This window comes from Paraniabella hibiscisoli, assembly GCF_022512515.1.
Taxonomy (GTDB): domain Bacteria; phylum Bacteroidota; class Bacteroidia; order Chitinophagales; family Chitinophagaceae; genus Niabella; species Niabella hibiscisoli.
In genome coordinates this window covers 478,249-490,584 of record NZ_JAKWBK010000003.1, presented here as the reverse complement: position 1 = coordinate 490,584, position 12,336 = coordinate 478,249, and the positions used below count along the sequence as shown (strand labels likewise).

Here is a 12,336-nt window from a genome sequence, read left to right as displayed (position 1 = left end):
TGAAAAAAACCTGGAACTACGTTATGCGGTAAACCGTGCACGCGCGATTACCTGCACCAGCAAAATTTCATGGATATTGAAACTCCGTTCCTGATCAAATCTACTCCGGAGGGTGCCAGAGATTTCGTGGTACCGAGCCGTATGAACCCGGGTGAATTTTATGCCTTACCTCAATCTCCCCAAACCTTCAAACAGCTGTTGATGGTAAGTGGTTACGACAGGTATTACCAGATCGTAAAATGCTTCAGAGATGAGGATCTGCGTGCGGATCGTCAGCCAGAGTTTACCCAGATAGATTGTGAGATGGCTTTTGTTCAGCAGGAAGATGTACTGAATATGTTTGAAAACCTGATCAAATATATTTTCAAAACAGTAAAAGGTATTGATTATAACGAGGCGGTAGAACGTATGAGCTGGCAGGAAGCCATGTGGCAGTATGGTAATGACAAGCCCGATATTCGTTTTGGCATGAAGCTGCTGAATATCAAATACCCCAAGCATGTATTTGCTGAGAAAGAAGAAAATGCACAATTGGTAGACGGAGCCGACTTCCAGGTGTTTGACGCGGCGGAAACGGTTATTGCTATTGCGGTGCCAGGTTGCAGCGAATATACACGTAAGCAAACCGATGAATTAACCGAATGGGTAAAACGTCCACAGATAGGTATGAAAGGCCTGGTGTTTATTAAATGCAACGCCGATGGTACTTATAAAAGTAGCGTAGATAAGTTTTATAGTGAAGAGAAGCTGAAAGCTATTGCTGATGCAGCAGGCGCCAAGGCAGGTGACCTGGTATTGATATTAGCAGGCGCCGAAGAGCGTACCCGTAAAGCTACCAGCGAGCTTCGCCTGAAATGGGCAAACGCCTGGGCTTTAGAAAAGATGATGAGTTTAAACTATTGTGGGTATTGGACTTCCCGCTTTTTGAATATGCCGAAGAAGAGAACCGTTGGGTAGCAAGACACCATCCGTTTACTTCTCCCAAACCTTCAGATATTGATACCATGATCAATAACAACCCGGTTATTGAAAATGCCGCAGAATACCTGAAACATCCTTACTCCAATATCAAAGCGAATGCCTACGATATGGTGTTAAACGGAAATGAAATTGGTGGAGGTAGTATCCGTATCTATCAAAAAGAGCTACAGCAGAAAATGTTTGAGGCATTGGGTATGGATGCCGAAGAGCAGCAACATAAGTTTGGCTTTTTGTTAGGCGCATTTGAATATGGTGCACCGCCACACGGTGGTATCGCGTTCGGATTCGATAGGCTATGTTCTATTTTAGGTGGAAGCGAAAGTATCCGTGACTTTATTGCCTTCCCCAAAAATAACAGTGGCCGCGATGTGATGATTGATGCTCCTTCAGCTATAGATGCCAAACAGTTTACCGAATTGCAGATCAAACTGGATTTGCCGACTAAATAACAGCAGTACATTTTTTAGTAAGCCCTTTGCAATAATTCAGCAAAGGGCATTTTTTATTAAAGGGAATGTAATAGAAGAAACATTGGGGCATACATGTGTACATTAAAGGTTGGCAACGGCCCGGTTTAATATCATGTTGATCTTTCGGCAAGCATGTGTTGTTTGATTGTCAGAATTAGAAAGGCTGATGTTCGTTGTTCTGGTAGTTGTCTGACTTGTTTTCTGATGCCCTTGAGTCCCTGGTGTTCTTCTGCACCGCAATAGCTGCAAATATGCTTAGTATAAAAGACATGGCATAAAAGCCTTTTTCACTGCGGGTAATATCGGCATTCCAAAGCCCTACAGTAATTAACACAATGGATAATATAGTGGCAAACCAGGCGATGCTGTAGTATAGATTGGTTACAGGAATGCCTTCCAGCTGGTCGCGTACCGCTTTTTGCAGGGAGATGGCAGCAAAAAGCCCGAACATTAAAACGGTAAAATAATAACCTTTTTCATTCAGCTGCATTTCTGCATTCCATAAGCCAATGATATAAGCGGTAAAGCCAATAAGAAGCGCCATCCACGAAGCGCCGATAAAAGCGCCGGAAGGTTTTTGATAATACTTTGTTTCCATTTTTTTGATTTGTTGAAACAAAGCTAAAGGCTGCAGGATGGCTCCTGATTTGATATTTGTCAAAAAATAAAAGGAGATTGTTAATGCAATTTGCGAATGCGGCTCAATGTTTCCTGCGTCATGCCTAAGTAAGAAGATACATAACCCAATGGTACACGTTCTAATATATGGGGCGACTTTTCCATCAGGTCGCTGTACAATTCTGCGGCAGTTTTAAACTGGGCGTTTACATAGCGTTCCTCCAGTCGTATATAGTAGTTTTCATAAATAATAATACGTACCAGGCGCTCGAGTTCATGGTATTGATCAAATAAGCCGGTGAGGTCTTTTTCGATATGGCCCACATAATGCTGCCCTCCATAAACTGGATATTTTCAACTGCCGGTTGCTCGGTTATATAACTATGGAAGGAGGTGATAAAAGTATTTTCGAAACCAAACCAGTGGGTGATCTCTTTGCCGTTCAAATGATAGAATCCACGCAGGGCGCCGGTTTCCATAAAGTAAAAATACCTGCACACGCGGCCGGCCTTGATGAGATAATCATTTTTAGCAAAACATTTTTCTTCCAGGCAACTGCCAAGTGCCTGGCTTGCCTCGGCACTTAAAGGGTAATAGCTCTTCAGATGTTGAATCAGTTGCTCCATTGGTTTATGTATCTACGAACAATTAACTATGAACTATGATCACTTAGGCACATAAAGAATATACTTTTCTTCAAAAAACGGCTCCGCAAAAATGTCTTTGATCGCCGTTACATAAGGCTTGGTACCGCTTTCCTGTATTTCTTTGGCCAGGTCGCCACCTTTCAAACAAATAAGTCCGGGTGCAGGCGCATCTGCACTGCGGGTTTGGGTATTGCTTTTTTGAATAAGCGGTTTACCCCAATTCCAAAGGTCTTGCAGCGGAGCTACTGCTCTTGAAACAACATAGTCGAATTTTTTATCTTTGATATCTTCTACGCGGGAGTGTTGAACAGATACATTGGTTAATCCTATGGCTTCGGCCACGCCTTCTACCACTTTTAATTTTTTGGCAATGCTATCTACCATGTGAAATTGCACGCCAGGGAACAATATAGCCAGTGGTATGCCTGGAAATCCGCCACCGCAGCCGAGATCAACAATTTTCGCTCCATCATCAAAACTAAATGCCGCAGCAATAGCCAGGGAGTGCAGCACATGCTTCTCATAAAGACTGTCGATGTCTTTACGGCTGATTACATTGATCTTCTCATTCCAGTCGGTGTATAAGGCTTTTAACGACTCTACTTGCTTTAACTGGGTTTCGGTAAAATCAGAAAAATATTTGAGCACAATTTCCATGTAAACAAACGTACATAAAAATAATTATGCAGCCTTATTCTTTGGTATTTAATCGCGGTAGTATGTTGCATGTCGAAATAATGTCGATTTTTGCAGTTGATCGTATTATTAATGATAAAGATTTTTAAGAGCGCTATTTTTTTCCTTTCCTGCTATGGGTTGTATCGGCAAACGCCCAGGTTGATTTTGTTTTCAGCGATGCCCAAAAACCAAACAGCTTTGCAGTGGCTTTTGAGATAAAGGATTCGCTGATACGCGTTACAGCCAATGTGAATGGAAAAGCAACTCATTTTGTTTTGGACAATGGTTGCCCTTACCTGGTAATCAACAGCCGGTATTGGAAGAATGGTGTACAACAGGATAGTGCGGTTAAAGCCAGGGGCGTTGGCGGAGAAGTGAATGCAGGCGCTGTGCTGATTGATTCTTTTAACTGGGAGGGTGTGCAGAAACAACATTTTAAAGCTATAGCTGCCGATCTGCCTCACCTGGGCGATAGTATTGGAGGGCTGATGGGGCTGGACGTGTATAAGGATTACCGGGTAACCTTTGATTTTAAAAGCAGGCAGATCCTCTTCGAAAAACCGGAAACAGGTGTTGAAATAGAAGATAGCATATCCTCAAGGGTAATAGTGCCTTTTGTTTTTAGCGGACATATGCCGGTTGTTACCTGCACCATTGAGCAGGAGAAAATACAGATGGGCATTGATTGCGCAGCTTTTCCTAACCTGGTTTCTGCAAAGTTGTTGTCAACCATGAAAGAAATAAGTAACGTTCGCAATACCATATTAAGAGGAGCCGGTGCGCCGGTAACTGTTGTGGAAGCGAATATTAAAGAGCTCCTGATCGGGGATGTTTCCTACAGGGATATGCGGTTTACCTTTGATAATTCCAGTCTTTCTCAAATTAACCAGGGGCGGGATATTATAATAGACGGCTTATTGGGGATGCCGTTTTTGAAACAGCATAAAACTGTTATTGATTTTCTTAACCGTCGGGTAGAAATATACAGAGATAAATAATGCCAGTCCCAGAATCCGGGTCATCAGAGCAGGGTGCAGTAAATAGACCTTGTAAAGGAGGCGTCCTGGGTTGTTCTTTACGGGCCTCTACCAGGTTTTCTTTTCCTTTTTCCAGAGCGTATTCGCAAAAAGCAGGTAATAAACCATCATCCAGATATCCATCAAAAAGATCCAACCAGTCAGATCGCTTTCATTGAGTTTTTTCATAGCTTTTGAAAACACCAGGTATTGCACTCCCGATTTTATAACCAGTATACCCAGGGCTATAGGCCAGCTGGAAATAAGAGCCGTGGCGATAAGCAGCGGGTAAAATAAAAACTGCGACATGCTATACAAACCCAGCAAAAATTTGTGCTTAAACCGGTAGTATTTTGAAGTGCTGTAATGCCGTGTTTTTTGATGCTTCCATGCCGCCCATGTTTTTTTGGAACGCTCATCGTATGGGCGTCTGTGTCGATCATAATGGCCGTGTTAGTTCCGTTAGCTGCTTTACTAATGAAAAGATCATCGTCGCCGCCAGGTATATGACTAATGGAGGTAAAGCCTTTGTGCTGAGAAAAAGGTCTTTTTTATAACTCAGGTTACGGCCCACGCCCATATAAGGATGCCCTGCCAACGCATAAGAAAGGTATTGCAATGCAGCGTGAAAGGTTTCAAAACGGATTACTTTGTTCAGAAAACCGGGATGCTTCTCATAAGGTCCATAACCCAGCACAATGTCAATGCCGGGTTGATAAGCACTCGCCATTTGGGTAGCCCATTGATAAGATGCCGGAATACAATCGGCATCAGTGAGCAGGAGATGCCCATGCTTTGCCTCCCTTATGCCAATGGACAGCGGATATTTCTTTCCAGCGCCTTCTTTATTCTTTCTTTCAATGTTGATTAGCTTGAGCCTGGGGCGATCTCTCGACATCCATTGCATTATGTGTTTCGTGTCATCCTCCGAATTGTCGTTTACCAGCAAAAGCTCGAACGGAGCATCATAATGTTGCAGCAATAACTCCGGATATTCTTTTCCAGGTTATACTGCTCATTCTTGGCGCAAATAATAGTGGTGAGCGGTGGTAGGTTGGCAGCAGTACCAGCCTGTTTGTTTTTAAAGAACGCCAGCCGGGCAAAGAAAAACAGGTAATAAAATAATAAGAATATTGTTACCAAAATCAATAAAACCAAAATAAGCTGAGCCGTAGTTGAAAACATATCGGCAAATATAATCACCAAAGAATTACCTACACTTAAACGGTTAAAAGGCAAGGTTGGTGTAATGGCCGTCGGTCGTATAACTTACCCTGTGACACTTTTTTTAATCGGGCCAAATAGCGACACACTTTGCTGTGACACCTTTTACTGTGTCATAAATTGCTGACACGATTTTTTGTGGCACCAATTGACTGTTTTATCCTCAGCCGTCGGTCATTTACTGTAATGCATTTATTTTTTGAACGCAAACTTTGGTGCAATGCGCGACAGGTAGGATAGTAGCTTTACGGCGCCCACTTTAATTTCGCTTTTGTTGTGCTCAATACCTCTTATCATTTCTGATACTGCTTTTTCAACAGAAATGCTGCTTTTAGGTGCATTGCCCTTATGCCATGGCGTATCCACAACAGGAAACATAACTTCAATTATTTTTATAGGCTCATGTTGTAGCTGATAGCGGAGCACCTGTGTAAAGGCATGCAGTGCCGACTTGGTGGCATTATAAAACGGGTAAATACTCCTGGGGGTATAAATCAGCCCGCTTGTTATGTTAAGGATGGCTGCATTATTGTTTTTTATTAGTACAGGGTACAGCAGTTTAATGAGGTGGATGGGGGCTATTAGGTTTGTGGCTATTTCACCGGATAACTTATTGCAACTTTCGTTATCTGTAATGAAATGGGTTCGGTTAACGATGGCCGCATTGTTAATTAATACGGTCAAATCCGGATGATATAGTTCAACCCAGCTTGCCAATCTCTCTTGTTCTGCTTCAACGGAAATGTCACATTGAAAAGTAATTACTTCAGGTAACTTGTTTTTTGTAAACTTAAGTTTGTCGGGGCTTCTCGAACAAACAATTACTTTGTTTCCCAGTTGTAAAAACATTTTTGCCATCTCCAGGCCCAGGCCCGAGCTGCCTCCGGTAATGAGGATCGTATTTTTTGTGAGTACCATAATGTGTTTATTGAGATACTCAAAAGTAAAAGCAGCAAGGCGGGTGGAAATTGATCTATGTTAGTTTTCCATTTTTTTCTTATCCTGCTCAGGGATTCGGGCTGTATGCCAATATAGGAGGCAATAATGTGGAGTTTAACTTTTTATCCAGGTCAGGAAACTCTGACAGGAATATTTTATACCGGCTGCTAGCGTCCAATAGTAAAAGTTCCCGTTCTCTTTTTTCTTTTGCAAAATATCCCTTTTCAAGAGCCTGAATTAAAAAGCGGTCCCAAAAGGCGTTAGACCCACGAAGCTGCAACCAGCTTTGATAATTGACTTCAAGAATTTGAGCATGTTCAAGGGCCTGTATATTGAACAATGAGGGCGTGCCCTGTGCCATTGCAGAATAAGCGCTTAGCACAGTATTTTTTAAAATAAATCCCTTGGTAAATTCATCACCTTTCTCATTTACATAGTAATACCTGAAAGAGCCGCTCAATACGATAGCGAATTTTCTGGGAATTTGCCCTTCCGAAATAAAAAATTCATCTTTTTCTACAGATTTGATAGTGGATATACTTAAGAGATCTGCGGACTCTTTTTCAGGGAAGCCTGGCAGTATTGGATTGTTTTCTGTCATTGTTAGTGGTATGATGCCGGGACAATAATCTCCCATGGCGGTCAATAAAGTTAGTAATTCCTGCAGGTGTACAATGACCAACTGCTGCAATCTGATTACTTTTGCGGCAATGGCAACACTCAATTTTGATCTGCAGTATAAGGACAGTACATCTAATGCAAGGGCTGGTGAAATTACCACTGATCACGGAAAAATCCAAACACCCATTTTCATGCCCGTAGGTACCATTGGTAGTGTAAAGGCAGTTTCGCAACAACTGCTGAAATCGGATGTAAAAGCCCAGATTATTTTGGGTAATACCTATCATTTATACTTGCGTCCCGGGACAGATGTGTTAGAAAAGGCGGGTGGACTGCATCAGTTCAATAACTGGGACCGGCCTATTTTGACAGATAGCGGCGGCTACCAGGTTTTTTCCTTAGCCGGAACGCGTAAGATCAAAGAAGAGGGTGTCACCTTTCAGTCGCATATAGACGGGAGCAAACATCTTTTCAGCCCTGAGCGGGTAATGGATATACAGCGCAGCATTGGGGGAGATATTATCATGGCTTTTGATGAGTGCCCTCCCGGAGGCAGCGAATATGGCTACGCGCATAAAAGCATGGAATTAACGCATCGCTGGTTAGACCGGTGTTTAACGCAGTTTAATGCAACGCCTGATAAATACGGCTATACACAGAATCTCTTCCCGATTGTACAGGGAGCAACTTTTAAAGATCTCCGTAAACAATCCTGCGAATTTATTGCTTCCAAGGGAGCGCCCGGAAATGCGATCGGCGGCCTGAGTGTAGGCGAGCCGGAGCCGTGATGTACGAGATATGCGACTGGTGCTGCCAGCATTTACCTGCCGAAAAACCCAGGTACCTGATGGGAGTGGGAACTCCCTGGAATATATTGGAGTGTATTGGTATGGGCGTGGATATGTTCGATTGTGTAATGCCCACCCGGAATGGCCGTAATGCCATGCTTTTCACCAGTAAGGGCGTTATAAATATCGATAATAAAAAGTGGGAGTATGATTTTTCTCCTATTGACGAGGAGCTGCCTTGTGAAATGAGTAATTACTACTCGAAAGCTTATTTGAGGCATTTATTTAAGGCAAAGGAGATATTGGCGCTGACGATTGCCAGCACACATAACCTGAGCTTTTACTTGTGGCTGGTAGGAGAGGCGCGTAAGCACATCATCGCAGGTGATTACGCCAGCTGGAAGAATGAAATGGTGGTGAGATTGAAAACCAGGTTGTAGGTTATACATGACCCAGTGTAATATAAATATTATGAAAGTGATAAAAAACGTATTCACGTTGTTATTGCTGCTTTTTGTATTTACTTGCGCTGCTCAGACCGGACAAGACAATATTTATAAGCAGCGGGTAGTCCAAACAGTGAGTGTTATGAGCTGCTCAGCCCAGGACAGCCTCCGATGTTTAGTATACGGTAATATATTTGATTCTACTGGAACTGTAGGATTACAGCAGGTGCATATTGTCGTATCTGTCTCGGGTTTGCCAATGGATGTAGATACCGTTTCTACATTTACCGACGATAAAGGTGCCTATAGGTTGTGGATTCCCGCGCGTCTTAGGAAACATAACATACTATATCTATCAATCCATCCTATCTGGGGATATAGGTCCTTGCAGGCCGTCTCTTTTCGTAGCAGCCAATTACCCTACAAGTACGTAGTCTCTCCGCCCTTTCAAAAAATTCAGAGATTTTTTGGCTGCGGGGGAGGTGTTAAAATGAATTAGTAAAATAAGCCGGGAAGATATATGTCGACTTAAGTATTTCCTTCATTTGGGAAACCGGGGATTGTAATGGGAAGATCTTTAATATCGCTGTTGACTGCAGTGAAGAATACTTTGGAGAACCGGTTCCGGTACGGTTTGTAGAATGACCCTTCAAGTATGATTTTTACCGCGGAACCACACCAACCAGTCGTTTTTAATGGGGTGTTACCATTATTACTTATGTAAAGAAAATATCCTGATTGAAAAAGGTATTTAAAAGCCGCAGGTAACTGTTTCTATTTAGGCGTTGTAAAATACAATCTTAACGCTACAAACATAAACGCAATATTGGGTAGCCAGGCAGCCAGGAAGGGAGAAAAATTCCCTTTTACAGCAAATACCGTAGAAAACTGGTCGGCAATAATAAATATAGCTGCAATTAATATACCCAGGGCGAGGTGTAAACCGCTACCACCCCTGGTTTTTCTGCAGGCGATAACAGCGCCTATTAAGGTTAACAGTAACACGGTAAATGGAGTGGCCGAACGCTTATAGAGCTCCACCTTTAGGGTATTTAAACCCTCGGTTCCACGTAACTGTTCTTTTTTAATAAAATCTATTAGCTGGGGAGTAGTTAGCTTATCTTTCTGGTATTCATCCCTGATCAGCTCCGAGGGTAGTATATTGAGCTTGACTTCTTTTTCTTCATGAAACCGGACCCTTTCTCCCAGGCTGTCAACAAAACGTTCTACCACTTTATTGGCAATCCACCGTTTTTTTCGTTTGGTGGTATCCCATTTAATCGACTCCGCCCTCAGGTTGTAAATAACTTTCCCCTTTTTAACACGTTCCATGAAAAATGTACCGCTCATTTGTGTCTCGGGATTGTAATTTTTTACTCCCATATAAGAGGAGCTGTCGATGCGCTTATAGAAACAATTGCTGCAGCTTGTTTCCTGCCGGTTTTTAAGCGGGTTATGCTTGTCTAGCTTTTGCTGCATAAAAGTGGTATAGAGCACATTCGCCTTCGGTATAAAATAATAACGGCCGATAAATAGCACCGCGGCCAGCAAAATGCCACCGATAATATAGGGTCTTAAAAAACGGTTAAAGGAAGTGCCGCTGGCCAGTATCGCAATCACCTCGCTGCGCATAGCCATTTTACTGGTAAAAAGATCACCGCAATAAATACAAACAGCGGAAATAGCAGGCTCCATATAAAAGGAATGAAGCCAACATAATACTGCTTAAAGATCTCCCAGTTACTCAGCCCGGTTTTTACAAAATCGTCAGTTTTCTCACTGCTATCTACCGCTACAGCAATAACGGTAAATAATAACATACAAAATACAAATGTTACCAGCAGACGTTTTAATATGAACCAGTCGAGTATTTTCATTCAGCCGCCAAAAATAGATGAAAATTAAGACTTAATGTAAGGTGTTGCATATTTTAGGAATGATTTTGCAAGCACCGGTAATTTAAGGTGCTAAACGGGGCTGTTAGTGATCGTTTTATCTTACCGTGTAAGTCTTGCCTGTATTGTTTTTCAGGCTTTTAAAGAAACCAAAATACAACGCAAACGTTCCCGTAATTACATTGCTGTTAAATAGGTAATATAATTTGCTGAACCACTTGCCTTTATTTATCTTTAGCGCGAATGCTTACCCGAATAATCAAAGTACAAATTTTTTACGTGTTATGGAAATGCTGAAACAAAAGTTTAAAGCGCAGGCTGATAAGCTGGGCGAAGAAATTAAAGCAATACTGAAGGAACATGGTGATACAGTAATTGGTCAAACCACGCTGGCCCAGGTTTACCAGGGCATGCGCGGCATGACAGCGTTGATTACAGAAACATCGCTTCTGGATGCCCAGGACGGAATCCGTTTTAGAAGACACTCGATAGATGAGTTACGTGATAAACTACCCAAAGCCAATGGTGGCAGCGAACCCCTGCCTGAAGGACTTTTTACCTGATGCTGGTGGGTGAAATTCCTACACAGGAAGAAGTAGAAAACCTGACCTCCATTTTACAACGTCGCAGCCATGTGCCCTCTTACGTGTTCGAAACAATGGGCGCGTTGCCCAAAGAAACGCACCCGATGACCATGTTCGTGGTAGGGGTTATGGCCCTGCAGGGTGAAAGCACTTTTGCAAAAAAGTATGCAGAAGGGATGAATAAAAAGAATACTGGGCTGCTACTTTTGAGGATACCCTTGATCTGATTGCCCGTATACCACATATCGCAGCTTATGTTTACCGTAGAAAATACAAGCAAGGCAAGGCTCTGCAGCCAGATGGTTTATTAGACTGGGCCGGGAACTTTGCGCACATGCTGGGCTATGATGATGACCAGTTTAAAGAATTGATGCGTTTATATATGGTAATACATGCCGACCACGAGGGCGGAAATGTATCAGCTCATACTACGCACCTGGTGGGTTCTGCATTAAGCGATCCTTACCTGAGCTATGCCGCCGGTATGAACGGCCTGGCCGGCCCATTGCATGGCCTGGCTAACCAGGAAGTGATCAAGTGGATATTTGAAATGCAGGAAGAGCTTCAAACCAAGGAGCCTACGGCAGAGCAGATAAAAGGATATGTAGAAAAAACATTAGCCGAGGGCAAAGTGGTGCCGGGCTATGGTCATGCGGTACTACGTAAAACAGATCCCCGCTTCACCGCGCAGATGGATTTTGGCAAAAAACATATGTCAGATGATCCTTTGGTAAATACAGTTTGGAGGATATACGAGACGGTACCGCCAATTTTACAGTCTTTAGGAAAAGTTAAAAACCCATGGCCTAATGTGGATGCACACAGTGGTGCTCTGTTAGTGCATTATGGTATGGTAGAATATGAATATTATACGGTATTGTTCGCTGTAAGCCGCGCTTTGGGTGTACTTTCCAGCCTTTGCTGGGACCGCGCTTTAAGCATGCCTTTAGAGCGTCCTAAATCTGTAACAACGGCGGCTGTAAAACGCTGGTTGAACAAAGAAGTACAAAACCTGGGCGATTAAGCATTGATTTTTACCGGTAAATTATTAATTGTTTAGCAGTCAGTGCTTTTTGGTACGATTTTTTAGGTACCTTAATTATATAAATTATTTGTTTGAAAACTTTTAAAAGTTAAATTATGAAAAATAAAGACAAGATTTTACTGGGTATTTTAGGTGCAGCAGCAGCGGGTGTAGCCATTGGTTTATTGTTTTATACCGAAGAAGGTAAAAAAGCAAGAAAAAAATCAAAAATACTACCAGCGATTGGGCCGATTCTCTGGGAAGTCTTATAGAGTCAGGAAAAGAGAATTTATCCGACCTTTCTCATAAAGCTAAGGATCGTTTTAAGAAAGTAAAAGGTAAAGCCCAGGATGCTTATTCCGGTGCTTCAGAAGAATATTCGAGCTAATTCTGTTTTTAGCTTTT

14 protein-coding genes and 2 pseudogenes are annotated in these 12,336 nt (G+C 42.5%); 8 read left to right on the top strand and 8 right to left on the bottom strand.

All coding sequences use genetic code 11. From position 1 onward, the window contains the following. The first annotated feature begins 69 nt into the window (after nucleotides 1-69). Both MKP07_RS33890 and MKP07_RS33885 read left to right on the top strand, forming a co-directional pair. A complete protein-coding gene (locus tag MKP07_RS33890) occupies nucleotides 70-957 on the top strand; it encodes an amino acid--tRNA ligase-related protein (protein ID WP_240852470.1) in 888 nt (295 codons plus the stop codon). Beyond that, nucleotides 909-1,430 (top strand): amino acid--tRNA ligase-related protein, encoded by a 522-nt coding sequence (locus MKP07_RS33885; RefSeq protein ID WP_240852469.1) that lies wholly within the window; start codon nucleotides 909-911, stop codon nucleotides 1,428-1,430. The genes MKP07_RS33890 and MKP07_RS33885 overlap by 49 nt, the downstream gene beginning before the upstream one ends. A 175-nt stretch (nucleotides 1,431-1,605) precedes the next feature. Here MKP07_RS33885 and yiaA read toward each other — a convergent pair whose 3' ends face one another. From yiaA to rsmG, 3 genes are all read right to left on the bottom strand, one after another. Continuing rightward, nucleotides 1,606-2,112: an inner membrane protein YiaA gene (yiaA, locus tag MKP07_RS33880; RefSeq protein WP_240852468.1), complete on the bottom strand. Its 507-nt coding sequence runs from the start codon at nucleotides 2,110-2,112 to the stop codon at nucleotides 1,606-1,608. A gap of 163 nt (nucleotides 2,113-2,275) precedes the next feature. Then, nucleotides 2,276-2,695: a Crp/Fnr family transcriptional regulator gene (locus MKP07_RS33875; protein WP_240852467.1), complete on the bottom strand. Its 420-nt coding sequence runs from the start codon at nucleotides 2,693-2,695 to the stop codon at nucleotides 2,276-2,278. A gap of 39 nt (nucleotides 2,696-2,734) precedes the next feature. Beyond that, nucleotides 2,735-3,373: a 16S rRNA (guanine(527)-N(7))-methyltransferase RsmG gene (gene rsmG / locus MKP07_RS33870; RefSeq protein WP_240852466.1), complete on the bottom strand. Its 639-nt coding sequence runs from the start codon at nucleotides 3,371-3,373 to the stop codon at nucleotides 2,735-2,737. 224 nt (nucleotides 3,374-3,597) lie between these two features. On the opposite strand from rsmG, the gene MKP07_RS33865 reads away from it, so the two are divergent. Continuing rightward, nucleotides 3,598-4,392 carry a pepsin/retropepsin-like aspartic protease family protein gene (locus tag MKP07_RS33865; RefSeq protein ID WP_240852465.1) on the top strand — a complete coding sequence of 265 codons (795 nt, stop codon included), beginning with the start codon at nucleotides 3,598-3,600 and terminating at the stop codon, nucleotides 4,390-4,392. Between the two features lie 87 nt (nucleotides 4,393-4,479). Here MKP07_RS33865 and MKP07_RS33860 read toward each other — a convergent pair whose 3' ends face one another. The 4 genes from MKP07_RS33860 to MKP07_RS33845 form a co-directional block, all read right to left on the bottom strand. Beyond that, the gene (locus MKP07_RS33860; RefSeq protein WP_240852464.1) at nucleotides 4,480-4,737 is read right to left on the bottom strand and encodes a hypothetical protein; all 258 of its coding nucleotides are present in this window, start codon (nucleotides 4,735-4,737) and stop codon (nucleotides 4,480-4,482) included. A 112-nt stretch (nucleotides 4,738-4,849) separates the two neighbouring features. Beyond that, complete coding sequence (locus tag MKP07_RS33855) at nucleotides 4,850-5,392, bottom strand: glycosyltransferase (protein ID WP_240852463.1); 543 nt, start codon at nucleotides 5,390-5,392, stop codon at nucleotides 4,850-4,852. Between the two features lie 434 nt (nucleotides 5,393-5,826). Beyond that, a complete protein-coding gene (locus tag MKP07_RS33850) occupies nucleotides 5,827-6,552 on the bottom strand; it encodes an SDR family oxidoreductase (protein ID WP_240852462.1) in 726 nt (241 codons plus the stop codon). An 88-nt stretch (nucleotides 6,553-6,640) separates the two neighbouring features. Continuing rightward, a complete protein-coding gene (locus MKP07_RS33845; protein ID WP_240852461.1) occupies nucleotides 6,641-7,264 on the bottom strand; it encodes a Crp/Fnr family transcriptional regulator in 624 nt (207 codons plus the stop codon). Here MKP07_RS33845 and tgt point away from each other — a divergent pair. Continuing rightward, nucleotides 7,209-8,422: pseudogene (gene tgt / locus MKP07_RS33840) on the top strand (tRNA guanosine(34) transglycosylase Tgt). The gene MKP07_RS33845 and the pseudogene tgt sit on opposite strands and share 56 nt — an antisense overlap. Nucleotides 8,423-9,202: 780 nt before the next feature. On the opposite strand, the pseudogene MKP07_RS33835 reads toward tgt, so the two are convergent. Beyond that, nucleotides 9,203-10,248: pseudogene (locus tag MKP07_RS33835) on the bottom strand (LptF/LptG family permease). 359 nt (nucleotides 10,249-10,607) lie between these two features. On the opposite strand from MKP07_RS33835, the gene MKP07_RS33830 reads away from it, so the two are divergent. The 4 genes from MKP07_RS33830 (at nucleotide 10,608) to MKP07_RS33820 (ending at nucleotide 12,203) form a co-directional block, all read left to right on the top strand. Then, the gene (locus MKP07_RS33830) at nucleotides 10,608-10,886 is read left to right on the top strand and encodes a citrate synthase family protein (RefSeq protein WP_240852460.1); all 279 of its coding nucleotides are present in this window, start codon (nucleotides 10,608-10,610) and stop codon (nucleotides 10,884-10,886) included. Next, entirely contained in the window at nucleotides 10,886-11,134 is a 249-nt protein-coding gene (locus tag MKP07_RS40455; protein WP_262920127.1) for a citrate/2-methylcitrate synthase, read from the top strand. Before MKP07_RS33830 ends, MKP07_RS40455 begins: the two co-directional genes overlap by 1 nt. After that, nucleotides 11,131-11,931 carry a citrate (Si)-synthase gene (locus tag MKP07_RS33825; RefSeq protein WP_262920196.1) on the top strand — a complete coding sequence of 267 codons (801 nt, stop codon included), beginning with the start codon at nucleotides 11,131-11,133 and terminating at the stop codon, nucleotides 11,929-11,931. The genes MKP07_RS40455 and MKP07_RS33825 overlap by 4 nt, the downstream gene beginning before the upstream one ends. Before the next feature lie 116 nt (nucleotides 11,932-12,047). Then, entirely contained in the window at nucleotides 12,048-12,203 is a 156-nt protein-coding gene (locus MKP07_RS33820) for a hypothetical protein (RefSeq protein WP_240852459.1), read from the top strand. The last annotated feature ends 133 nt before the right edge of the window (nucleotides 12,204-12,336 follow it).

Bases quoted from the DNA above. Each gene is read 5' to 3' on its own strand.
- MKP07_RS33875 (WP_240852467.1), bottom strand. From the start codon at position 2,695: ATGGAGCAACTGATTCAACATCTGAAGAGCTATTACCCTTTAAGTGCC.
- rsmG (WP_240852466.1), bottom strand. From the start codon at position 3,373: ATGGAAATTGTGCTCAAATATTTTTCTGATTTTACCGAAACCCAGTTA.
- MKP07_RS33820 (WP_240852459.1), top strand. From the start codon at position 12,048: ATGAAAAATAAAGACAAGATTTTACTGGGTATTTTAGGTGCAGCAGCA.
- MKP07_RS33890 (WP_240852470.1), top strand. From the start codon at position 70: ATGGATATTGAAACTCCGTTCCTGATCAAATCTACTCCGGAGGGTGCC.
- MKP07_RS40455 (WP_262920127.1), top strand. From the start codon at position 10,886: ATGCTGGTGGGTGAAATTCCTACACAGGAAGAAGTAGAAAACCTGACC.
- MKP07_RS33850 (WP_240852462.1), bottom strand. From the start codon at position 6,552: ATGGTACTCACAAAAAATACGATCCTCATTACCGGAGGCAGCTCGGGC.
- MKP07_RS33830 (WP_240852460.1), top strand. From the start codon at position 10,608: ATGGAAATGCTGAAACAAAAGTTTAAAGCGCAGGCTGATAAGCTGGGC.